We start from the raw sequence: 23,480 nt of genomic DNA, 5'->3' as shown, positions 1-23,480 counted from the left end.
GTGCACAGTATGCCCGTCGGCAGGGGCGGGACCCCCCGGGGGTCCCGCCTCCGGCCCCGCCCGGGTCAGCGGTCGGCGTACTTCTTGCTGACGCCGGCGTAGACCGCCTTGGCCTCGGCGCCCAGTCGCGGACCGGCCAGCCAGCCCGCCGTCACCGGACCGATCGAGGTGTTCGACACCAGCGCCGGCTTGCCGTCCTGGCCCGCGGCCACCCAGCCGCCACCGGAGGAACCGCCGGTCATGGTGCAGCCGATCCGGTACATCGTCGGCTGGTCCGTCTTCACCGAAAGGCGGCCCGGCTTGTCCGCGCACTGGAACATCTTCTGCCCGTCATAGGGCGGACCCGCCGGGAAGCCGGTCGCGGTCATCTCCGCGATCTTGGGCACGGCCGGCGCGTTGAACTCGACCGGAAGCGCCGAACCGACCGTCTCCTCCAGGGACTTGCCGGTCGAGCCCTTCTCCGGCGTCACATGCAGCACGGCGAAGTCGTAGGGCGCGCCCTGGCCGCCGGTCTGCCCGCCCTGGTCGATCCACTGGTCCGAGGTCTGCGCCCAGTCGCTCCACCACACGCCGTACGGCGCGATCTCCTCGCGGGTCGCCTTCTCCAGCTCCGCGGTCGGCTTGGCGGCGTTGTTGTACGAGGGGACGAAGGCGATGTTGCGGTACCAGCCGCCCTTCTTGCCCGCGTGCACGCAGTGACCGGCCGTCCAGACCATGTTGGACTTGCCCGGGTGCGCCGGGTCCTGCACGACGGTGGCCGAGCAGACCATCGAGCCCTCGGGGCCGTCGAAGAAGACCTTGCCGGAGGCCGGCGCGGTCGAGTGGTACGGCGCCTGGACGGCCTTGGCCTTCACCGGGTCCGGCGTCGGGTCGGTCACGCCCTTGTCGCCGGAGATGTCCTCGTCCCTGACCGGCTTGTCGGGGCGCTCGGCGTCCCGCATCCGGTCCGGGTCCCAGAGGTCCTCGATGATCGGGTTGACGTAGTCCTTGGCCTCACGCAGCCACTTGTCCTTGTCCCAGTTCCTCCACTCGCCGTTCCGCCACTTGTCCAGGTCGATCCCGTGGTCCTTCAGACGCTGCTTCAGGTCGTCCGGAATCTTGATCTTGCCGTCCGCGGTCGGCGCGGAAGCGCTGGGCTTGTCACCCCCCGCGTTGTCCTCGGTCGGACCGCAGGCCGTCGCCGTCAGCGTCAGTGCCGCGACGGCGGATGCTGCGGCCAGCATCGGACGAATCGATCGCATCTCGTGATCCCCCTGGGACTACGTCAACTTGTGCATCAGTGAACAGTGGCGGCGCGGACGGGCCGTGCCGTGTGAAGCCCCCACTATGCCGGTGCCGGAGGGGACGGTACGACGCAGGTCCGCGGTTCCTGAGCCCGACAGCCGTTGCCGGTCCGTGATCCGGGACACGCCAAGGATCTTGGCTCCGGCCCGTGATCCCCGGCAGCCCCCGTCGTTGGTACGGACGGGGGACACAACGGCGGTGTTCGGGACGCCTCTTCGGGCCGCCCTGCAACGTACCGATGTGCAACGCAACTGTTACAGCGGGAGGACACCGAGCCGTGGCCGTGACCGAACCAGCTCCGGCCCTGACGCCGGCCGAGCGGACCTGCGGCGCCCATGAGGGCATCCTGCGCCGGCAGGCGCAACGCGAGTCCGCCGCCCGCACCTACGCACGCTCCCTGCCGATCGTCCCCGTACGGGCCCGCGGCCTCACCATCGAGGGCGCCGACGGCCGCCGCTACCTCGACTGCCTCTCCGGCGCGGGCACCCTGGCGCTCGGGCACAACCACCCCGTCGTCCTGGAGGCCATCCGCGGGGTCCTCGACTCGGGCGCCCCGCTGCACGTCCTGGACCTCGCCACCCCGGTCAAGGACGCCTTCACCAGCGAGCTCTTCGCCACCCTCCCCGCCGGGCTCGCCGACGACGCCCGCATCCAGTTCTGCGGGCCGGCCGGCACGGACGCCGTCGAGGCCGCGCTCAAGCTCGTCCGCACCGCCACCGGCCGGCGCGGGATCCTCGCCTTCAGCGGCGCCTACCACGGCATGACCGCCGGCGCCCTCGACGCCTCCGGCGGCGCCACCGACGTCCGCGTCGCCCGGCTGCCCTACCCCCAGGACTACCGCTGCCCGTTCGGCGTCGGCGGCGAGCACGGGGCCGAACTGGCCGCCCGCTGGACCGAGACCGCGCTCGACGACCCCAAGAGCGGCATCCCCGCCCCCGCCGGGATGATCCTCGAACCCGTCCAGGGCGAGGGCGGCGTCATCCCCGCCCCCGACGGCTGGCTGCGCCGGATGCGGGAGATCACCGCCGACCGCTCCATCCCCCTGATCGCGGACGAGGTCCAGACGGGCGTCGGCCGCACCGGCACCTTCTGGGCCGTCGAGCACAGCGGCGTCGTCCCCGACGTGATGGTCCTCTCCAAGGCCATCGGCGGCTCCCTCCCGCTCGCCGTCGTCGTCTACCGCTCGGAGCTCGACGCCTGGGAACCGGGCGCCCACGCGGGCACCTTCCGCGGCAACCAGCTCGCCATGGCCGCGGGCGCCGCCACCCTCGCCTACGTACGGGAGAACAGGCTCGCCGAACGCGCCGGCACCCTCGGCGCCCGCATGCTCGGGCAGCTCCAGGGCCTCTCCGCCGCCCACCCCTGCGTCGGCGACGTCCGCGGCCGCGGCCTGATGATCGGCGTCGAGCTTGTCGACCCCGAGTCCGCAGGCGCGGACGCCCTCGCCCCGCCGCCGGACCCCGCGCTCGCGAGCGCCGTCCAGCGCCAGTGCCTCGACCGGGGCCTCATCGTCGAACTCGGCGGCCGCCACAACGCGGTCGTCCGCCTGCTGCCGCCGCTGACCCTCACCGACGAGCAGGCGGCCGCCGTCCTCGACCGCTTCGCCGACGCCCTCGCCGCCGCCGAACGGGCCCACCGGGCCCGATCGTCCGGACCGTCCCGCTGAACCCGGGCCAATCCCACTGGTCCCCCGGCCCCTCCCAAGGAAGTCCCGTGAACCCCACCCCCACCCCCGAAGCCTCCGGCCCCGTGACCGCCCCCCTCACCGCCGACCCGACCGTGCCCCGCCAGTACCCGGGGCCGCCCACCGACGCCCACGGCGGGGCGCCGACGGGGCGGCCGGCCCCGGTGTCGGGCGGCGTGGCCGGTGCGCCTGGCGCGGCAGGCGCGTCCGGTGCCCCGGCCGGGTCCGCCGTGGCATCGCCGGCCGCCTCATCCGGGCCGGCCGCGTCCGCCGGGGCGGCCGGGTCCGCCGCGTCCGCCGCTTCCGCCGTCGCGTCGGCCCCCGCGCCCGCGGTCGTCCCTCCCCCCACCGCTGCCGCCGCCGCCTCCGCCGTCGCGACTGCCGTCGCCCCCGCCCTCCCCTCCTCCGTCGACCCGGACCCGCTCGACGACCCCGACCCCCGACGGGCCGCCGACCAGGCCGCCGTAGAGAACCTGCTGCGCTGCTGGGTACGGGAGAAGAACCTCCCGGCACCCGGCGCCCCCACCCTGCGCATCCCCCTCGACGCCTCCGGCGCCGCCCTCCTCGTCCCCGTCCGCTACTGGTCGCCCACCGGCTGGCACCGCTTCGGCGCCCCGGCCCTCGAAGGCCTCCCGGCCGGCGCGCCGACCGTCGACGCGGTCACCGTCGCCGCCCTCCTCAGCCGCGAGACCGGCCGCCCCGAGGGCACCGAACTCGTCGGGCGCGTCGCCGACTCCGCCCGCCGCACCGCCGAGTTCATCGCCGAACGCCGCCGCCACCCGCTGCCGGACCCCGAGGCCGACCTCTTCCTCACCGCCGAGCAGTCCCTGCTGCTCGGCCACCCGCTCCACCCCACGCCCAAGAGCCGCGAGGGACTCTCCGACTCCGAAGCACGGCTCTACTCGCCCGAAGCGCACGGTTCCTTCCCGCTCCACTGGATGGCCGTCGACCCCACCCTCCTCGCCACGGACTCGGCCTGGACCGAGCAGGGCCGCCTCGTCGCCGCCGCCCAGCTCACCGCCGCCCTCGCCGAGGGCCTCGACCTGCCGCAGGGCACCGCCGCCCTGCCGCTGCACCCCTGGCAGGCCCGCGAACTCCGCCACCGCCCCGCCGTCGCCGCCCTCCTCGACGCGGGCCTCCTCCACGACCTCGGCCCGCACGGCAGCCGCTGGCACCCCACCTCCTCCGTCCGCACGGTGCACCGCCCGGGCGCCCGGGCCATGCTGAAGCTCTCCCTCGGCGTGCGGATCACCAACTCCCGCCGCGAGAACCTGCGCAAGGAGCTCCACCGGGGCGTCGAGGTGCACCGGCTCCTGCGCACCGGCCTCGTCGACCAGTGGCAGGCCGCCCACCCGGGCTTCGACATCGTCCGGGACCCGGCCTGGCTCGCCGTCGACACCCCCCAGGGCGAGCCCGTCCCCGGACTCGACGTCATGATCCGGCACAACCCGTTCGCCGCCGGCGACGACGCCGTCTGCCTCGCCGCCCTCACCTCACCGCGCCCGGTGCCCGGCTCGCCCCGGATGAGCTCGCGCCTCGCCGAGGTCGTCGGCCGGCTCGCCGCCCGGACCGGCCGCCCCACCACGGCCGTCGCCGCCGAGTGGTTCCTGCGCTACCTCGACCTCGTGGTGCGCCCCGTGCTCTGGCTCGACGGACACGCCGGCGTCGCCCTGGAGGCCCACCAGCAGAACACCCTCGTCCTCCTCGACCCCGAGGGCTGGCCCGTCGGCGGCCGCTACCGCGACAACCAGGGCTACTACTTCCGCGAGTCCCGCCGCGACGAGCTCGAAGGCCGCCTCCCCGGCATCGGCAAGGCCAGCGACACCTTCGTCTCCGACCAGGTGACCGACGAGCGCTTCGCCTACTACCTCGGCATCAACAACGTCCTCGGCCTCATCGGCGCCTTCGGCGCCCAGCGCCTCGCCGACGAGCGCGTCCTGCTCGCCGCCCTGCGCCAGTTCCTCACCAGCGCGACCAGCCTCGGATCGCCGCTGCCGCACCGGCTCCTGGAGGCCGCGACCCTGCGCTGCAAGGCCAACCTCCTCACCCGCCTGCACGGCCTCGACGAGCTCGTCGGCCCGGTCGACACCCAGTCCGTCTACGTCACCATCACCAACCCGCTGCGCGCCTGACCCGTCCCCGGCCAACGCGCCCACCCGCCTCCACCACCCACCCCGACGGCCGAGAGGAGAGCGCCCCGTGCCTCCCACCGAAGCGCACCCCGGCACCGAAACCACGGGCCCGGCCCCCGGCCCCGGCGCCCAGCAGGGCGCCGACGACACCCTCGACCTGCACCTCCCCGAGGAACTCCTCGCCCTCCTCGCCGCCGACCGTGAGGCCGGGGGCGCGGACGGCGACCTCCTCGACGACCTCGCCGGCTGGCGTCCGGCGGCCACCCCCGCCGGCCGCTTCCAGCTCGTCCCCGTACGACTCGACCGGGACCTCGCGCTCATCGCCCGCTGGATGAACGACCCCGCCGTCGCCGCCTTCTGGGAGCTCGAAGGCCCCCCGACCGTGACCGCCGACCACATCCGTGCCCAACTCGACGGCGACGGGCGCAGCGTGCCCTGCCTCGGTGTCCTCGACGGCACACCGATGAGCTACTTCGAGATCTACCGGGCCGACCTCGACCCGCTCGCCCGGCACTACCCGGCGCGCCCCCACGACACCGGCGTCCACCTGCTCGTCGGCGGGGTCGCCGACCGCGGCCGCGGGGTCGGCACCACGCTCCTGCGCGCCGTCGCCGACCTCGTCCTCGACCACCGGCCCCGCTGCACCCGGGTCCTCGCCGAACCCGACCTGCGCAACATCCCGTCCGTGGCCGCCTTCCTCGGCGCCGGCTTCCGCCTCTCCGCGGAGGTCGACCTCCCGGACAAGCGGGCCGCGCTCATGGTCCGCGACCGCGTCCTGCGCCATGTCCTGTGAACACCCCCTGACGTACCCACCCCGCTCGACCCACAGCGGCTTTCACCCCGAGGAGTCCTCGTGTCGACGTCCCCTGCACCCCATGACTCCGCACAGCCCGCACCGCCCGCCCTCTGCGCCCCGCCCGAACTCAACCCCGCCGGCTGGGCCCGGGCCTCCGCCCGGCTGCTCGCCAAGGCCGTCGCCGAGTTCGCCTACGAGGAGATCGTCGAACCCATCCCGGCCGACCCCGGCACGTCCGCCCAGGCGCCGAACCGCTACACCCTCACCCTCGACGACGGAGGCGTCCTCGCCTTCACCGCCCGCCGCGGCGCCTACGGCAGCTGGCGGGTGGCGCCCGACTCGCTCACCCTCGACGGAGCCCCCGCCACCGACCCGCTCGCCTTCCTGGTCCGCGCCCGCCGCCTCCTCGGCCTCGACGGCGCCACCCTCGGGCACCTCATCCGCGAGCTGACCACCACCCTCGCCGCCGACGCCCGCCTCGACCACACCGCGCTGCCCGCCGCCCGCCTCGCCGACCTCGGCTACGCGGAACTCGAAGGGCACCAGACCGGGCACCCGTGGCTCGTCCTCAACAAGGGCCGGATCGGCTTCTCCGCCGCCGACACCGCCCGCTGGGCCCCCGAGGCCCGCCGCGCCACCCGCCTGCCGTGGATCGCGGTCAGCAGCCGGATCGCCGCCTACCGCGGGGTCCCCGGCCTCGACACCCCCGACCGGCTCTACGCCCGCGAGCTCGACCCCGAGGTCCGCGAGGGCTTCCACGCCGAGCTGCGGGCCCGCGGCCTCGACCCCGACGGCTACCTCCTGCTCCCGGTGCACCCCTGGCAGTGGGACGAGATCCTGCTGCCGCTCTACGCCCCGGCCGTCGCCTCCGGGGCCCTGGTGCCGCTCGCCGCGGACGACGACCTGCGCCTGCCGCAGCAGTCGGTCCGCACCTTCCTCAACACCAGCCGCCCCGACCGCCACACCGTCAAGCTGCCGCTGTCCGTCCTCAACACCCTCGTCTGGCGCGGCCTGCCCACCGAGCGCACCCTCGCCGCCCCCGCCGTCACCGCCTGGGTGCACGGCCTGCGCGACGCCGACCCGTTCCTGCGCGAGGAGTGCGGGGTGATCCTCCTCGGCGAGGTCGCCTCCGTCACCGTCGAGCACCCGCTCTACGACCGCCTGCCGGAAGTGCCGTACCAGTACAAGGAACTCCTCGGGGCGATCTGGCGCGAGCCGCTGCGGCTGCCGCCCGGCGAGCGCGCCCGCACCCTCGCCTCGCTGCTGCACACCGACCCCGACGGCCGCGCCTTCGCCGCCGAACTCGTCGACCGCTCGGGGCTCGCCCCCCGGGCCTGGCTCCAGCGCCTCTTCGCCGCCCTGATGCCGCCGCTGCTGCACTTCCTCTACCAGTACGGCACGGTCTTCTCCCCGCACGGCGAGAACGCCATCGTCGTCTACGACGAGCAGGACGTGCCCGTACGCCTGGCGATCAAGGACTTCGTCGACGACGTGAACATCAGCGCCCACCCGCTGCCCGAGCACGCCACGATGCCCGACGACGTACGGGCCGTGCTGCTCACCGAGGAGCCCGACTTCCTCACCCAGTTCATCCATTCGGGCCTCTTCGTCGGCGTCTTCCGCTACCTCGCGCCCCTGTACGAGGAGCAACTGGGCGTGCCCGAAGAGGAGTTCTGGACCCTGCTGCGCGCCGAGATCCTCCGCCACCAGGCACGCTTCCCGGAGCTGAAGGAACGCTTCGAGCTGTTCGACCTGCTCGTCCCCCGGATCGACCGGCTCTGTCTCAACCGCAACCGGCTCCATCTGGACGGCTACCGCGACCGCCCCGAGCGCCCCCACGCCGCGGTCCACGGCACCGTCCCGAACCCCCTCGCGTGATCACCGGGAGGGCCCGGCTGTCGGTGCCGCCCCGTAGGCTGGAAGCGCTATGACGAAGCCATCCCTCCCCGACCTCCTCCACGCCGCCGTCTCCGCCGTCGGCGGTGTGGAGCGCCCCGGCCAGGTCACCATGGCCCAGGCCGTGACCGAGGCCATCGACGACGGTTCGCACCTCCTCGTCCAGGCCGGCACCGGCACCGGCAAGTCCCTCGGCTATCTCGTGCCGGCCCTGGCGCAGGGGGAGCGGGTGGTGGTCGCGACAGCGACGCTGGCCCTCCAGCGCCAGCTCGTCGAGCGCGACCTGCCGCGGACGGTCGACGCCCTGCACCCGCAGCTGCGCCGCCGCCCGGAGTTCGCCATGCTCAAGGGCCGGTCGAACTACCTGTGCCTGCACCGTCTGCACGAGGGCGTCCCGCAGGACGAGGAGGACGGCCTGTTCGACCCCTTCGAGGCCGCGGCCCCGACCAGCAAGCTCGGGCAGGACCTGCTGCGGCTGCGGGACTGGTCGGACGAGACGGAGACCGGCGACCGGGACGACCTGACGCCGGGCGTCTCCGACCGGGCCTGGGCCCAGGTCTCGGTCTCCTCGCGCGAGTGCCTGGGCGCGAGCAAGTGCGCGTACGGGGCGGAGTGCTTCGCCGAGGCCGCCCGCGAGCGCGCCAAGCTCGCCGAGGTCGTCGTCACCAACCACGCCCTGCTCGCCATCGACGCGATCGAGGGCGCGCCGGTGCTGCCGCAGCACGAGGTGCTGATCGTCGACGAGGCCCATGAGCTGGTCTCCCGGGTGACCGGCGTGGCCACGGGAGAGCTCACGCCCGGCCAGGTCAACCGGGCGGTGCGCCGGGCGGCGAAGCTGGTCGACGAGAAGGTCGCCGACCAGCTGCAGACCGCCGCCGAGGGCTTCGAGCGCGTGATGGAGCTCGCCCTGCCGGGCCGCCTGGAGGAGATCCCGGAGGACCTGGCGTACGCGCTGATGGCGCTCCGCGACGCCTCCCGCGCGGTGATCACGGCTCTGGGCAACACCCGGGACCGCTCGGTGCAGGACGAGGACGCCGTCCGCAAGCAGGCCCTGGCGTCGGTCGAGACCGTGCACGGAGTGGCCGAGCGGATCACCCAGGGCTCGGAGTACGACGTCGTCTGGTACGAGCGGCACGACCGCTTCGGCGCCTCGTTGCGGGTCGCTCCGCTCACCGTCTCGGGGCTGCTGCGCGAGAAGCTGTTCGCCGACCGTTCGGTGGTCCTCACCTCCGCCACCCTCAAGCTGGGCGGCGACTTCAACGGGGTGGGCGCCTCGCTCGGGCTCGCCCCCGAGGGCACCACGGGCGACGACCTGCCGGTGTGGAAGGGCATCGACGTCGGCTCGCCCTTCGACTACCCGAAGCAGGGCATCCTCTATGTCGCCAAGCATCTGAACCGCCCCGCGCGGGACGGTGAGCGCGGCGACATGCTGGACGAGCTCACCGAGCTGATGCAGGCGGCCGGAGGGCGCACGCTCGGGCTGTTCTCCTCGATGCGGGCCGCGCAGCAGGCGGCCGAGGAGCTGCGGACCCGGATTCCCGAGCTGCCGATCCTGCTCCAGGGCGAGGACACCCTCGGCGAGCTGATCAAGAACTTCGCGGCCGACCCCAAGACCTGTCTCTTCGGCACGCTCTCGCTGTGGCAGGGCGTCGACGTGCCGGGACCGAGCTGTCAGCTCGTCGTGATGGACAAGATCCCCTTCCCGCGCCCCGACGACCCGCTGATGAGCGCGCGCCAGAAGGCGGTGGAGGACGCCGGGGGCAATGGCTTCATGGCGGTGGCGGCGACGCACGCGGCGCTGCTCATGGCCCAGGGCGCCGGCCGTCTGGTCAGGGCGACGGGGGACCGGGGCGTGGTCGCGGTCCTCGACCCGCGGCTCGCGACGGCCAGGTACGGCAGCTATCTGAAGGCCTCGCTGCCCGACTTCTGGTACACCACCGACCGCAACCAGGTGCGGAAGTCGCTCTCGGCGATCGACGCGGCGGCCAAGGCGGCCGAGGCGTAGCCGCGCGGCTCGGGGCCTGGAGACACAGCAGGGCCCCGGGACCGGCGCAGTGGGTCCCGGGGCCCGGTTCAGGGCCGACGAGGTGGGGTCACACCCGTCGCAGCACGGCGACGACCTTGCCGAGGATGGTGGCCTCGTCGCCGGGGATCGGCTGGTACGCCGCGTTGTGCGGCAGCAGCCAGACATGGCCGTCCTCGCGCTTGAAGCGCTTGACCGTGGCCTCGCCGTCGAGCATGGCGGCCACGATGTCGCCGTTCTCGGCGACCGGCTGGCGACGGACCGTGACCCAGTCGCCGTCGCAGATGGCCGCCTCGATCATGGAGTCACCGACGACCTTGAGCACGAAGAGCTCGCCGTCGCCGACCAGCTGCCGGGGGAGCGGGAAGACGTCCTCGACGGACTCCTCGGCCAGGATGGGGCCACCGGCCGCGATACGGCCGACCAGGGGGACGTAGGAGGCGGCGGGCTTGCCGGTGGTGTCCGTGGGCTGCGTGCTGGGCTGGTCCGAGCCGCGCACCTCGTACGCGCGCGGGCGGTGCGGGTCGCGGCGCAGGAAGCCCTTGCGCTCCAGGGCCATCAGCTGGTGCGCCACGGAGGAGGTGGAGGAGAGGCCCACCGCCTGGCCGATCTCGCGCATCGACGGCGGGTAGCCGCGGCGCTGGACGGAGTCGCGGATGACCTCGATGACCCGGCGCTGCCGGTCGGTGAGGCCGGAGCTGTCGGCCCTGATCCCCGGAGGTCGTCCGGGGAGCGAGCGCGCGGGTCGGCCGGGCTCCTCCCCGTTCATGGCTGCGTCATTCATCGCATGCACCGGCTCGAGTCGGCCCTGGGAGCGGTCCTGGGCAGTGATGGTGGCACTGTCTGCGGTGGTGGTCACGTCGGCGGCCCCTCTCGAATGGTCTCCCTGGCTGGCACAACGGTAGTGGCTTTCGAAAGGTTGCGCCAAACACACGTTCGAGTGAAAAATCGCGGATCGCCTTACGTGTGCACGGGCGTGGGTGTATATGCGGACCTGCACGGACCCGGGTCGCCGTCTCAATTCGGTCATTACGGTAACCTTCACCGCTGTGCCGCGCGGGAGCCGGCTGCCCTCCCAGTGTCGCATCGGCGACCCCGGAATCAGCGCAGCCGCGCCCTTCCCGTACCCTCGTGGCCGGTCGCGAACCGCGACACGCGCACGGGGTCGAAATGGCGGACCAACCCAAGATCTAGTGGTTGGATCCGATCAGCCACCTACAAGTAGTGGTCCTCGGTCGGCCGGGGGTCTCCGTATCGCCTATGCTGGTGGTCGCTTCGAGGGGCCTTGACGGGCCCGGCGAAGCTATTCAGTCGTGCCGTGAGGGAGGGTCGGAACCAATGCACTGCCCCTTCTGCAGGCACCCCGACAGCCGTGTCGTCGACAGTCGCACCACCGACGACGGGACGTCGATCCGACGCCGCCGCCAGTGCCCCGACTGCTCCCGCCGTTTCACGACGGTGGAGACCTGCTCGCTCATGGTGGTCAAGCGTTCGGGAGTCACCGAACCCTTCAGCCGTACCAAGGTCATCTCCGGCGTGCGCAAGGCGTGCCAGGGAAGGCCCGTCACCGAGGACGCCCTCGCCAAGCTCGGCCAGCGGGTCGAGGAGGCGGTGCGCGCCACCGGGAGTGCCGAGCTGACCACCCACGACGTGGGTCTGGCCATCCTCGGCCCGCTGCAGGAGCTCGACCTCGTCGCGTACCTGCGCTTCGCGTCCGTGTACAAGGCTTTCGACAGCCTCGAAGACTTCGAGGCCGCCATCGCGGAACTCCGCGAGCGGCCTCCCGCTGAGGTGCGCGGGACCGGTGCGACCCCCGAGGTCCCCGTGCCCGCCACCGCCGCCGACTAGAACGGCGAGCCGGTCCGACGTCCCAGACGGGCGGTCCGGAGAAGGCCGCCGCGCGGCCCGGAAAGACCTGCCCCGAGCCAACCGCGAGGCGCTCGTGGCAACTGCACTACAAGACGAAGTACAGAAGGCGGAGCCCTGGAATTTTCCGGGTGCTCCAGCGTGTTTTGCCCGTATATGGGAGGCGGCATGACAGAGACGGCGAGCGGTCCGGCACGTGGTTCCCGCACCAAGGGAGCCAAGGCGGCGAGCAAGGGCCTGCGTATCGAGCGCATCCACACCACCCCCGGCGTGCATCCGTACGACGAGGTGGCCTGGGAGCGCCGTGACGTCGTCATGACCAACTGGCGCGACGGCTCGATCAACTTCGAGCAGCGTGGCGTCGAGTTCCCCGACTTCTGGTCGGTGAACGCGGTCAACATCGTCACCAGCAAGTACTTCCGCGGGGCCGTCGGCACCCCGCAGCGCGAGACCGGCCTCAAGCAGCTCATCGACCGGATCGTGAAGACCTACACGAAGGCCGGCGAGGACTACGGCTACTTCGCCTCGCCCGCCGACGCCGAGATCTTCGAGCACGAGCTGGCCTACGCCCTCCTGCACCAGATCTTCAGCTTCAACTCCCCGGTGTGGTTCAACGTCGGCACGCCGCAGCCCCAGCAGGTCTCCGCCTGCTTCATCCTGTCCGTCGACGACTCCATGGAGTCGATCCTCGACTGGTACAAGGAAGAGGGCATGATCTTCAAGGGCGGCTCCGGTGCCGGCCTGAACCTCTCCCGCATCCGCTCCTCCAAGGAGCTGCTCTCCTCCGGCGGCAACGCCTCCGGCCCGGTCTCCTTCATGCGCGGCGCCGACGCCTCCGCAGGAACGATCAAGTCGGGCGGCGCCACCCGCCGGGCCGCCAAGATGGTCATCCTCGACGTCGACCACCCCGACATCGAGGACTTCATCGAGACCAAGGTCAAGGAGGAGGAGAAGATCCGCGCCCTCCGTGACGCGGGCTTCGACATGGACCTGGGCGGCGACGACATCACGTCCGTCCAGTACCAGAACGCCAACAACTCCGTCCGCGTGAACGACGAGTTCATGAAGGCCGTCGAGAACGGCGGCAAGTTCGGCCTGCGTGCCCGCATGACCGGCGAGGTCATCGAGGAGGTCGACGCCAAGGCGCTCTTCCGCAAGATGGCCGAGGCCGCGTGGGCCTGTGCCGACCCGGGCATCCAGTACGACGACACGATCAACCACTGGCACACCTGCCCCGAGTCCGGCCGCATCAACGGCTCGAACCCGTGCAGCGAGTACATGCACCTGGACAACACGTCCTGCAACCTCGCCTCGCTGAACCTGATGAAGTTCCTCAAGGACGACGGCAAGGGCAACCAGTCCTTCGACGTCGAGCGCTTCGCCAAGGTCGTCGAGCTCGTCATCACCGCGATGGACATCTCCATCTGCTTCGCCGACTTCCCGACCCAGAAGATCGGCGAGAACACCCGCGCCTACCGCCAGCTCGGCATCGGCTACGCCAACCTCGGCGCCCTGCTGATGGCGACCGGCCACGCCTACGACTCCGACGGCGGCCGCGCCCTGGCCGGTGCCATCACCTCGCTGATGACCGGCACCTCGTACAAGCGCTCCGCCGAGCTCGCCGCGGTCGTCGGCGCGTACGACGGCTACGCCCGCAACGCCGAGCCGCACCAGCGCGTCATGAAGCAGCACGCCGACGCCAACGACAAGGCCGTCCGCATGGACGACCTCGACTCGCCGATCTGGGCCGCCGCCACGGAGGCCTGGCAGGACGTCGTCCGCCTCGGCGCCAAGAACGGCTTCCGCAACGCCCAGGCCTCGGTCATCGCCCCGACCGGCACCATCGGTCTCGCGATGTCCTGCGACACCACCGGCCTCGAGCCCGACCTCGCCCTGGTCAAGTTCAAGAAGCTCGTCGGCGGCGGCTCGATGCAGATCGTCAACGGCACCGTCCCGCAGGCCCTGCGCCGCCTGGGCTACCAGGAGGAGCAGATCGAGGCGATCGTCGCCCACATCGCCGAGCACGGCAACGTGATCGACGCCCCCGGCCTGAAGACCGAGCACTACGAGGTCTTCGACTGCGCCATGGGCGAGCGCTCCATCTCCGCGATGGGCCACGTCCGCATGATGGCCGCCATCCAGCCGTGGATCTCCGGCGCCCTCTCCAAGACCGTCAACCTGCCGGAGACGGCCACGGTCGAGGACGTCGAGGAGGTCTACTTCGAGGCCTGGAAGATGGGCGTCAAGGCGCTCGCCATCTACCGCGACAACTGCAAGGTCGGCCAGCCGCTCTCCGCCAAGAAGAAGGAGGACGAGAAGGCCGAGGTGACCGCGAAGACCGAGGCGACGATCCGCGAGGCCGTCGAGAAGGTCGTCGAGTACCGCCCGGTCCGCAAGCGCCTCCCGAAGGGCCGCCCGGGGATCACCACCTCCTTCACCGTGGGTGGCGCCGAGGGCTACATGACCGCCAACTCCTACCCGGACGACGGTCTCGGCGAGGTCTTCCTGAAGATGTCCAAGCAGGGCTCGACGCTCGCCGGCATGATGGACGCCTTCTCCATCGCCGTCTCCGTCGGCCTGCAGTACGGCGTCCCGCTGGAGACGTACGTCTCGAAGTTCACCAACATGCGCTTCGAGCCGGCCGGCATGACGGACGACCCGGACGTGCGGATGGCGCAGTCGATCGTCGACTACATCTTCCGTCGCCTGGCGCTGGACTTCCTGCCCTTCGAGACCCGCTCCGCGCTCGGCATCCACTCCGCCGAGGAGCGCCAGCGCCACCTGGAGACCGGCTCGTACGAGCAGTCCGTCGACGACGTCGAGGTCGACGTCGAGGGTCTGGCCCAGTCGGCCCCCCGCGCCCAGGAGCTGAAGGCCGTCGCCACCCCGGCGCCGGTCGAGGTCCCGGCCCCGAAGCAGGCCCACACCTCCGCGGAGCTCGTCGAGATGCAGCTGGGCATCAGCGCGGACGCCCCGCTCTGCTTCTCCTGCGGCACGAAGATGCAGCGCGCCGGCTCCTGCTACATCTGCGAGGGCTGCGGCTCGACCAGCGGTTGCAGCTGACCGTCCTGAGTAGCGACTGAGAAAGGGTGCCGGCCACGGGTCGGCACCCTTTTCTCGTACCCCTTCAAGCTACCCACCGGTTACGCTCTCCGCCGCGCCTCGCGCGCGGACGACAGGGGGGAACGGGAACATGGCGGACGACGTGGCCGGATCGGCGAACGGCCCGAACGTGGGGGCGCAGGTGGCCGCCGCGCTGGCCCTCGGGGCCGTGCTCGCGGGTGGCTTCTGGTACATGGCCAAGGCCGATATGGAGAGCGCCGCTGCCCAGAAGCCGGCCGTCTGCACGGCATCGAGCGGCTCGCTGCCGCCGCAGTACGTCTCGGGCACCCGTCTGTGCCAGGCGCTGAACCGGCCGGACCTGCCGACGCTGCTCGGCACCCCCGGCGAGCAGGCGCGGAACGCCTGGGGGAGCGACGGGTGGGTCAAGCTCGGCGGGGGCACCAGGATCGCCTCGCCCGAGGGAAACGTCGGACTCGGGACGTACTCCGTGAAGCTCTCGGTCTCCTACGACCGCCTTCCGGTCGCCGGTCTCGGCCGGCTTCTCGGGAACACGGCGGAGCCGACGAGGCTCCTCGGGCGCCCGGCGGTCCTCTACTCGGACCGGACCCTGGCGCTGAAGATCCCGCTCGGCGGCGGCAAGGCCGAGTCCGGCACCGGCGGCATCGCCCGGCATCTCCTCGTCGCCAAGGACGCGAAGGACGGCGGCGGTTCGTACGAGCTGGTCATCTGGCGCCAGGACGAGGCGATTCCCGACGACGCGGCCCTGCTGAGGGTCGCCGAGCGGGTGCTGCCGACGCTCCCCGGCTGGTCCGGGAAGTGACGGAGGGGGGCCGCCCTGGGGGCGGGCCCCCTCCGAACTCATTCCTGCCGGGTCCCCCTCGGCAGTCATTCCCGCCAAGGCCCGCTCGGGCTCATTCCTGCCGAGCGCCCATCAGGCCGCCGAACTCGCTCGGATCCGTGTCGAAGCCGTGGAGGTGCGGACGGAGGGTCCAGCCATCGGACCCGCCGCGGACGAACTCGACGACCGTCGCCGCGGTCGCGTCCGCCACCGACGCCAGGTCGTCGGCCAGCAGGTCGGTGTGCCCCTCGCGCACCCGGACGCCCGTGTGGGCGACCTGGCCGAAGGTGAGCCGGCCGCCGCCCTGCTGTATGGCCACGCCCACCACCACGCGCGCGTAGTGCGGGGCGAGCCTGGTCAGCTCCAGGGTCATCGCCTCGTCGTAGCCGAAGCCCTGCCCCGTACGGCTGTCCCGGTGGAGGGTGATCGTGCCGTCGGGGGAGCGGCTGTCGAAGTGGACCAGATAGGCCGGCGGCCCATAGGGGGCGTCCGCCGTGTAGACGCCCGCCACGAGGTCCAGGTCGTGCGCGGACGCGCCGACCGGACTGGGGTCCCACTTGAGCGCCACCTCGGCCTTGCCGACGCCCTTGTTGAGTCCGCTCATCGTGAATCCCCTTTCCCCGCACGGTTTCTGATGGCACGTTCATGGTGTCATGTGATCAACATGTCATCGGTCGAGGGGGAGCGCGGTATGTGGAGCGGGGAAGAGCTGGATCTGGACGCATATCTGGCGCGGATCGGCTACACGGGGGAGCTCGCACCGGACCTGAGGACGCTGCGCGCCCTGCACCGGGCGCACGTGGCGGCCATCCCGTTCGAGAACCTGGACGTGGCGCTCGGCCGGCGGATCCCGCTCGACGTCAAGAGCCTCCAGGCCAAGCTCGTCGGCCGACGGCGCGGCGGCTACTGCTACGAGCAGAACTCCCTCCTCGCCGCCGCCCTGGAGCGGATCGGCTTCGACGTGGCGGGCCGCGGTGCCCGCAACCGGACCCGGGGAGACGCGCTCACCGCGGTGACCCACGCCGTGCTCGTCGTGACCGTCGACGGCGAACAGTGGCTCGCCGACACCGGCTTCGGCTGGCAGGGGCCGCTGGAGCCGGTGCCGCTGGTCGACGGCGCCCGGGTCGAGCAGGACGGCTGGACCTTCGGCATCGCGCGGGAGGACGAGGGCGTCCACGTGCTGCGCTCGCTTCGCCCGCAGGGGTGGACCGACCTCTACGCCTTCGCCCCGCACACCCTGTACCCGGTGGACTTCGAGCTCATGAACCACTACAGCTCCAGCCACCCCCTGTCCCGCTTCGTCGGCCAGGTCGTGGCCCTCCGGCCGGGCTCCGAGGTCCGCCGGGCCCTGGTCCGCTCCGGGCTCACCTCGGTGCGCCTGGACGGCACGGTCGAGGAACGGAGCATCGGGCCGGAGGAGTTGATCGGGACGCTGTCCGAGGTCTTCGGTATCGAACTGGACGCCGAGGAGGCCGCCGGTCTGGTTCGCCTGCACTCCGCGGAGATCTGACGGCGCGTCGCTCCGACCCGTACCATGGCGCGGTGCTGGTCAAGTGGATTCGCTGCACCGTGGTGGACCGTCGAGGGTTCGAGCGGGGACAGCGAAAATGGGCGGGGCTGCTCGGAGAGCCGGGATTCCGGGGCCAGGGCGGTGGGTGGAGCCGGCGACGGCCGGATGTCGCCCATGTCTTCGCGTTCTGGGAGAGCCGGGCGTTCTACGACTCGTTCATGGCGCGCTCCCACGACCGGCTCGCCGCCGCACAGGCCGGCACCTACAAGGACGCCCAGGTCAAGCTCTTCGACCACCGCTTCGACGTGAAGACCGGCTTCGAGCCGAAGTTCTCCGACGCCGATGTGGCCCGGGTGGCGCACAGCCGGGTCCACGAGGACCGCGTCGAGCACTTCGCCCTGATGCAGGAGAAGGTGTGGAACCCGGCGATGGCCGGGTCCCCGGGCATGCTCCGCGGGCTCTTCGGCGAGGCCCCGGGGCACGAGTTCCTGGTGCTCTCCATGTGGAACTCGGCCGCCGAGCACGGCAAGTACCGCGTCGAGCGGGTGGAGCGGCTCGGACTGCGGGCCCAGACCGCGGCCGACGTGGCGGCCCTGACGGGCGACGTCGTGCAGCTCGAACAGGCCTGGGCGGTGTGACCCCGTTCCCCCGGATGGAGTCCGGACACCTGCTCGACTGAGCCCGGCGGCGCCGGGCGATCTAGGGTCGTCCCATGGCACGACCGCGGCGCATAGTCCTCGTACGGCACGGAGAGTCCGAGGGCAATGCCGATGACACGGTGTACGAGAGGGAGCCCGACCACGCGCTGCGACTCACCGCGACCGGGTGGCGGCAGGCGGAGGAGACGGGGGGACGGCTGAGGGAGCTGTTCGGGGAGGAGCGGGTCAGCGTCTACGTCTCGCCCTACCGGCGGACGCATGAGACCCTGCGCGCCTTCCGCTTCGATCCGGGGCGGGTGCGGGTCAGGGAGGAGCCGCGGCTGCGCGAGCAGGACTGGGGCAACTGGCAGGACCGGGAGGACGTGCGCCTCCAGAAGGCCTATCGGGACGCCTACGGCCACTTCTTCTACCGCTTCGCCCAGGGCGAGTCGGGCGCCGATGTGTACGACCGGGTCGGGGCGTTCCTGGAGAGCCTCTACCGCAGCTTCGAGGCCCCGGACCATCCGCCGAACGTCCTGCTCGTCACCCACGGACTGACCATGCGCCTCTTCTGCATGCGCTGGTTCCACTGGACGGTCGCCGACTTCGAGTCGCTGTCCAACCCGGGAAACGCGGAGACCAGGATGCTGCTGCTCGGCGAGGACGGGAAGTACCGGCTCGACCGGCCCTTCGAACGCTGGCGTACCCCGGAACCGTACGGCCCCACCGGATAGAGTGGCAGAGCGATGACCGCTGACTCCTCTCCCGACCGGCGCTTCGACCGCGCCCTGGCCAGCCTGCGCGGGCTGTCCGTGGGGGACGCACTGGGCTCCCAGTACTTCGTCCCCGCCAACTATCCCCTGCTGAAGCGGCACGAGCCGCCCGCCGGTCCCTGGCAGTGGACCGACGACACCGAGATGGCCTGCTCCGTCCTCGCCGTGCTCGTCGGCCACGACCGGATCGACCAGGACGCACTCGCCGCCTCCTTCGCCCACCACCACGACTTCGACCGCGGCTACGGCCCCGCCGTCAACCGGATGCTCCGGCTCATCCGGGAGGGCGGCGACTGGCGGGAGCTCGCCGCCGCCCTGTTCAAGGGGCAGGGGTCGTGGGGCAACGGCGCCGCCATGCGGATCGCCCCCCTCGGGGCCTGGTACGCGGACGACCCCGAGCAGGCGACCCATCAGGCCGAGATCTCCGCCTACACCACCCACCAGCACCGCGAGGCCGTGGTCGGCGCGATGGCCGTCGCCGCCGCGGCCGCCCTCGCCGCGGACCCAGCGGGACCGCCCGGACCCGAGGCGCTGCTCGACGGCGTCATCGCCCTGATCCCGCGCAGCGCCGTGGGAGCGGGCCTGCGCCGGGCCCGCGACATGCTCGACTACGGGGACGCGGCCACGGTCGCCGCGGTGCTCGGCAGCGGCCGGCGCACCAGCGCGCACGACACCGTGCCGTTCGCGCTCTGGTCGGCGGCCAGGTCCCTCGGTGACTTCGAGCGCATGTTCTGGACCACCGCGGCCGTCGGCGGCGACGTCGACACCACCTGCGCCATCGCGGGCGGGGTCGTCGCCTCCACTTCCGCCGGGACGCCGCCGGCGGAGTGGCTGGAGCAGACCGAGGAGCTGCCCGGGTGGGTGCCGACCGGGGTGCGTTCTTAGGGGTTCGTCGTCGTAAGGCGTCTCGGAGCAGCTTCCGGGAGCCGTCGCGTGCAGCAGTTTCCTGGAGCCGTCTGGTGAAGCCGTTCGGTGAAGCCGTCTGGTGAAGCCGGTCGGTGAAGCCGTCGGGGGCGGCTCTTCGGCAGGCGGAGTGTCACGGTCCTGCCACAGGCGCCTCCGGGACGGTTCGCCGGGGCGCCGCGCGGTTAGAGTCGGCCACTCCGCAGCGCTGATCATGACAAGAGCGCGACGACGAGACACCCGGACCACCGAGCGCCGCCGCAGGGCAGCGCCCGCGCGGACCGGGCCGGGAGGGGGTCCCGTGACCGACACACCGTCCGCCCAGCCACCGCAGGACAGCGGCCCGACGGGCGGCGCGCCGCAGGACGCGCTGCCGAAGGGGCAGGCGTCCGGGCCGCAACCGCCCGTGGGAGAGGGCGCGGGGCCCGCCGCGGGTGCTTCTACGGGGCCCGCCGCGGGAGCTCCCGCTGGTGCTTCCGCAGGCGCTGCCGCGGGTGTTCCTGCGGGTGCTTCCGTAGGTCCTACCGCCGCTGGTCCCGCCGCGGGCCACGCCCACGCCGCACCCGCGAGGGCCTTCGCGGGTGCGCCGGCCGGTGGCCCGCCCCGCGTCGGACCGCCGGGGGCTCCGGGCACGCCGTACGGGCAAGGGCCCTACCCGCCGTACCACCCCTGGGCGCCGCCCAGGAAGCCGAGCACGGTGAGCAGGCTGCGGCCCAAGGCGCCGGCGCAGACGACCGCGGCGACGCTCTGGGCGATCCTGGCCACCGCGCTGCTCGCCGCGCTCCTGCTCGACGGCGGCGCCGGGGTGAACCTGCTGCTCGTGGCCGTGCCCGCCACCCTCGCGGGGGCCTTCGCCGCGCGTGCCGCCGGGCGGCGGCTCCGTGCCTGGACGCTCGTCTGGGCGCTCGGCGGCGCGGCCCTGCTCGCCGTGCCCGCGCTCAGCGACGCGGGCTGGCCGACCTTCCTCGCGGTCGTCGCCGCCATCGGCCTCACCGGCTTCGCCCTGCACGGCGGCCGTGGCTGGCCCAGCATGCTGCTCGGGCCCGTCGGCCTCTTCGACTCCCTGGGCAACGGTCTGACCTGGGTCTGGCAAGGGGTCAGGCAGCGCGCGGACGGCTCGCGCGGCCGCTGGTGGCCCCTCCTGCGCACCGTCCTGATCGCCCTCGGCCTGCTCGTCGTCTTCGGCGCCCTGTTCGCCGGCGCGGACGCGGCCTTCGCCGATCTGCTGGGCGCGCTGATGCCCGACATCTCGCTCGTCCAGGCGCCCTGGCGCATCCTGTGCTTCATCGTCGGCCTGTTCGGCGCCATCGCCGTGGCCCGGACGGCCGCGGCCCCGCTGCGCTGGGACCGGCTCTCCCTCGGTGCGGGCAAGGCCCGCAACCGGCTGGAGTGGGCACTTCCGCTGGTCGTCCTGAACCTGCTGTTCGCCGCCTTCAACGCGATCCAGCTCGCCGTGCTCTTCGGCGGCTACGACAAGGTGCTCAGCGAGACCGGCCTGACCTACGCCGAGTACGCGCGCCAGGGCTTCTGGCAGCTGCTCATGGCCACGCTGCTCACCCTGGTCGTCATCGGCCTGGCGCTGCGCTGGGCACCCCGTACCGGGGCGGGGGACCGGCGGCTCGTACGGGTCGTGCTCGGCACCCTCTGCGTCCTCACCCTGGTCGTGGTGGCCTCCGCCCTGCGCAGGATGGACCTGTACGTGGACGCGTACGGCCTGACCAGGCTACGGATCTCCGTCACCACCATGGAGCTCTGGCTGGGCTTCGCCATCGTGCTCATCATGGCCGCCGGGATCTGGGGCGCACGCCTGCTGCCGCGCGCGCTCGCCGCCAGCGCGGCCGGCTTCGTCCTGGTCTTCGGGCTGATCCAGCCGGACGCCGTCATCGCCCAGCAGAACGTCGACCGCCACGAGCGGCTCGGCAAGATCGACGTGAACTACCTCGAAGGGCTCTCGGCCGACGCCGTCCCGGCCCTGGACCGACTCCCGGAGCCGCTGCGCTCCTGCTCGCTCCTCGACATCGACGAGCGGCTCCGCGACGACGAGGGCGGCTGGTACGCCACCAGCCTGGCCGAGGCCAGGGCCCGGGCGATCCTGGACGCACGCCCGGTCACCGCCACGGCCTCGGAGTGCGGCGAGCCGAGCCGCGAGGAGGAGTACGACCCCGAGAACGACCCGTACGGCGCCCCCTGACCCGTACGCCGTACCCCGTACCGCCGTAGCCCGAGACACTGCGGACTGCGGACTGCGGACTGCGGACTGCGGACTGCGGACTGCGGACTGCGGATTGCGGACTGCGGACTGCGGTCCGGACCGCGGACCCGTCCTCCCCACCGGGCGTGGGGCGTGTCCTCCTCCCCGTACGGGAAGGGGACACGCCCCTCGGCATGTTCCGGGCGCGGCGGCCTGTCCGACACGGCGACCGTGTGGGCACTGCGACCGTGTGGGCACTGCGACCATGTGGGCACTGCGACCGTGCCGGTCAGGCGGCCGGGCCCGCCGCCTCCGCCGTGCCGCTGAGCGCCTCCAGGTCGCTCTTGCGCACCCGGATCACGGCCACCGCCGTGACGAACGCGATCAGCGCCATGACGACCGCGGCGGTGAACGCGGCCGAGATGCCGGCGGTCAGCACGTCATGGGACCAGGGCGCCGGCAGCTCGTGGGTCCGGGCGAACCGAGCCTGCTGCTCGGGAGTCGCCTGGGCCATGAACTGCGGTGCCAGCCGCTCGCCCTCCTCGCGGCTGGCGGTGCCGAAGACCGTGACCAGGATCGACAGGCCCAGCGAACCACCCACCTGCTGGGTCGCGTTGAGCAGCCCCGACGCTGCCCCGGCCTCGTGCGGGGCCACCCCGGAGACCGCGGTCAGGGTGAGGGTGACGAAGTTGAGGCCCATGCCGAAGCCGAAGACGAGCATCGGGCCGAGCACGCCGCTCGCGTAGGAGCTGTCGGAGGAGATGAGACTCAGCCAGAACAGCCCCGCCGCGGTGGCTGCCGCACCGGTCATCATGAACGGCTTCGGACCGAGGAGCGGCAGCAGCCGCTGGGCGAGTCCGGCGCCCAGCGCGATGGCGAGCGTGACCGGGAGGAAGGCGAGGCCGGCGCGGATGGGGCTGTAGCCGAGCACGTTCTGCACGAACAGGACGATGAAGAAGAACATGCCGAGCATGGCGGCGGCCAGACTGAGCATGATCACGTAGGTGCCCGAGCGGTTGCGGTCGGCGAACATCCGCAACGGCGTGATGGGCTCGCGCGCCCGCGACTCGACGAGGGCGAAGACGCCGAGCAGGACACCCGCGGTGACGAACGCCGCGATGGTCAGCCGGTCCGTCCACCCCTCCTCCGACGCGCGGATGAAGCCGTACACGAGCGCGGTCATGCCGAGGGTCGAGGAGAGTGCGCCCGCCAGGTCGAAGCGGCCCGGGTGCCGCTCGGACTCGTTGATGAAACGGGGCGTCAGAAAGGCGATGACCAGGCCGATCGGCACGTTCACGAAGAGCACCCAGCGCCAGTCGAGCCACTCGGTGAGCATGCCTCCGGCGAGCAGGCCGATCGCGCCGCCGCCGGCCGAGACGGCGGCGAAGACGCCGAACGCCCTGTTCCGCTCGGGGCCTTCGGGGAACGTCGTGGTGATCAGGGCGAGGGAGGTGGGCGAGGCGATCGCGCCGCCGACCCCCTGGAGGGCGCGCGCGGCCAGCAGCTGCCAGGGTTCCTGGGCGAAGCCGCCGAGCAGGGAGGCGAGGGTGAAGAGCAGGATGCCGGTCATGAACACCCGGCGGCGCCCGAGGATGTCGCCGGCCCGGCCGCCGAGCAGCAGCAGGCCGCCGAAGGTGAGGGTGTAGGCGCTCAGCACCCACGACAGGTCGGTGGTGGAGAAGGAGAGCGCCTCCTGGATGTGCGGAAGCGCGATGTTCACGATCGTGGCGTCGAGGACGACCATCAACTGGCAGGCGGCGATGACGGTGAGAGCGATTCCCGGCCGATTCGGGTACCTGGCGGTTCCTGGACCGGTCCGGGTGTCCACCGGAGACGTTGTCACTGTGTATCCCCCACGGAAGAATCCAGTGAACGCACTCGTT

The 23,480-nt window shown here is 72.4% G+C and carries 17 protein-coding genes; 13 read left to right on the top strand and 4 right to left on the bottom strand.

The features are described 5' to 3' along the window. Positions 1-65: 65 nt before the first annotated feature. The gene (locus tag ACH414_RS29655; RefSeq protein WP_382547409.1) at positions 66-1,241 is read right to left on the bottom strand and encodes a trypsin-like serine peptidase; all 1,176 of its coding nucleotides are present in this window, start codon (positions 1,239-1,241) and stop codon (positions 66-68) included. A gap of 320 nt (positions 1,242-1,561) precedes the next feature. On the opposite strand from ACH414_RS29655, the gene ACH414_RS29650 reads away from it, so the two are divergent. From ACH414_RS29650 to ACH414_RS29630, 5 genes are all read left to right on the top strand, one after another. After that, positions 1,562-2,950 (top strand): diaminobutyrate--2-oxoglutarate transaminase family protein, encoded by a 1,389-nt coding sequence (locus ACH414_RS29650; RefSeq protein WP_398944104.1) that lies wholly within the window; start codon positions 1,562-1,564, stop codon positions 2,948-2,950. Positions 2,951-2,997: 47 nt separating this feature from the next. Further along, complete coding sequence (locus ACH414_RS29645; protein ID WP_382547403.1) at positions 2,998-5,100, top strand: IucA/IucC family protein; 2,103 nt, start codon at positions 2,998-3,000, stop codon at positions 5,098-5,100. Positions 5,101-5,167: 67 nt separating this feature from the next. Continuing rightward, positions 5,168-5,893: a GNAT family N-acetyltransferase gene (locus tag ACH414_RS29640; RefSeq protein WP_398944102.1), complete on the top strand. Its 726-nt coding sequence runs from the start codon at positions 5,168-5,170 to the stop codon at positions 5,891-5,893. A gap of 60 nt (positions 5,894-5,953) precedes the next feature. Then, positions 5,954-7,774 carry an IucA/IucC family protein gene (locus tag ACH414_RS29635; protein ID WP_386568764.1) on the top strand — a complete coding sequence of 607 codons (1,821 nt, stop codon included), beginning with the start codon at positions 5,954-5,956 and terminating at the stop codon, positions 7,772-7,774. A 49-nt stretch (positions 7,775-7,823) separates the two neighbouring features. Beyond that, positions 7,824-9,797 carry an ATP-dependent DNA helicase gene (locus tag ACH414_RS29630; RefSeq protein WP_382547394.1) on the top strand — a complete coding sequence of 658 codons (1,974 nt, stop codon included), beginning with the start codon at positions 7,824-7,826 and terminating at the stop codon, positions 9,795-9,797. An 88-nt stretch (positions 9,798-9,885) separates the two neighbouring features. Here the strand turns inward: ACH414_RS29630 and lexA are convergent, their stop codons facing one another. After that, entirely contained in the window at positions 9,886-10,674 is a 789-nt protein-coding gene (gene lexA, locus ACH414_RS29625) for a transcriptional repressor LexA (protein WP_046911342.1), read from the bottom strand. A 479-nt stretch (positions 10,675-11,153) separates the two neighbouring features. Between lexA and nrdR the strand changes: the two genes are divergently transcribed. From nrdR to ACH414_RS29610, 3 genes are all read left to right on the top strand, one after another. Further along, the gene (nrdR, locus tag ACH414_RS29620; RefSeq protein ID WP_382547390.1) at positions 11,154-11,663 is read left to right on the top strand and encodes a transcriptional regulator NrdR; all 510 of its coding nucleotides are present in this window, start codon (positions 11,154-11,156) and stop codon (positions 11,661-11,663) included. 186 nt (positions 11,664-11,849) lie between these two features. Further along, positions 11,850-14,744: a vitamin B12-dependent ribonucleotide reductase gene (locus ACH414_RS29615; RefSeq protein WP_382547387.1), complete on the top strand. Its 2,895-nt coding sequence runs from the start codon at positions 11,850-11,852 to the stop codon at positions 14,742-14,744. Between the two features lie 130 nt (positions 14,745-14,874). Further along, positions 14,875-15,564, top strand: a complete 690-nt coding sequence (locus ACH414_RS29610; RefSeq protein WP_382547384.1) for a DUF6215 domain-containing protein — start codon at positions 14,875-14,877, stop codon at positions 15,562-15,564. Positions 15,565-15,655: 91 nt separating this feature from the next. On the opposite strand, the gene ACH414_RS29605 is transcribed toward ACH414_RS29610, so the two are convergent. Then, on the bottom strand, positions 15,656-16,186 hold the full coding sequence (locus tag ACH414_RS29605) for a TerD family protein (RefSeq protein WP_382547381.1): 531 nt from the start codon (positions 16,184-16,186) through the stop codon (positions 15,656-15,658). An 87-nt stretch (positions 16,187-16,273) separates the two neighbouring features. On the opposite strand from ACH414_RS29605, the gene ACH414_RS29600 reads away from it, so the two are divergent. The 5 genes from ACH414_RS29600 to ACH414_RS29580 all read left to right on the top strand — a co-directional run bounded on the left by ACH414_RS29600 (position 16,274) and on the right by ACH414_RS29580 (position 21,597). Continuing rightward, positions 16,274-17,092, top strand: coding sequence for an arylamine N-acetyltransferase (locus ACH414_RS29600; protein ID WP_382547378.1), 819 nt, complete (start codon positions 16,274-16,276; stop codon positions 17,090-17,092). Between the two features lie 32 nt (positions 17,093-17,124). Further along, entirely contained in the window at positions 17,125-17,730 is a 606-nt protein-coding gene (locus ACH414_RS29595; protein WP_382547376.1) for a YdbC family protein, read from the top strand. 74 nt (positions 17,731-17,804) lie between these two features. Further along, on the top strand, positions 17,805-18,464 hold the full coding sequence (locus ACH414_RS29590; RefSeq protein ID WP_382547373.1) for a histidine phosphatase family protein: 660 nt from the start codon (positions 17,805-17,807) through the stop codon (positions 18,462-18,464). Between the two features lie 12 nt (positions 18,465-18,476). After that, positions 18,477-19,388, top strand: coding sequence for an ADP-ribosylglycohydrolase family protein (locus tag ACH414_RS29585; RefSeq protein WP_382547370.1), 912 nt, complete (start codon positions 18,477-18,479; stop codon positions 19,386-19,388). Positions 19,389-19,812: 424 nt separating this feature from the next. Further along, a complete protein-coding gene (locus ACH414_RS29580) occupies positions 19,813-21,597 on the top strand; it encodes a DUF4153 domain-containing protein (RefSeq protein ID WP_398944139.1) in 1,785 nt (594 codons plus the stop codon). 289 nt (positions 21,598-21,886) lie between these two features. On the opposite strand, the gene ACH414_RS29575 is transcribed toward ACH414_RS29580, so the two are convergent. Next, positions 21,887-23,440: an MFS transporter gene (locus tag ACH414_RS29575; protein WP_398944096.1), complete on the bottom strand. Its 1,554-nt coding sequence runs from the start codon at positions 23,438-23,440 to the stop codon at positions 21,887-21,889. Positions 23,441-23,480 lie beyond the last annotated feature (40 nt).

Source organism: Streptomyces sp. NPDC020422, from assembly GCF_044386705.1.
Lineage (GTDB): Bacteria > Actinomycetota > Actinomycetes > Streptomycetales > Streptomycetaceae > Streptomyces.
The sequence above is the reverse complement of the archived record's forward strand: the minus strand, read 5'-3'. Positions and strand labels throughout refer to the sequence as shown.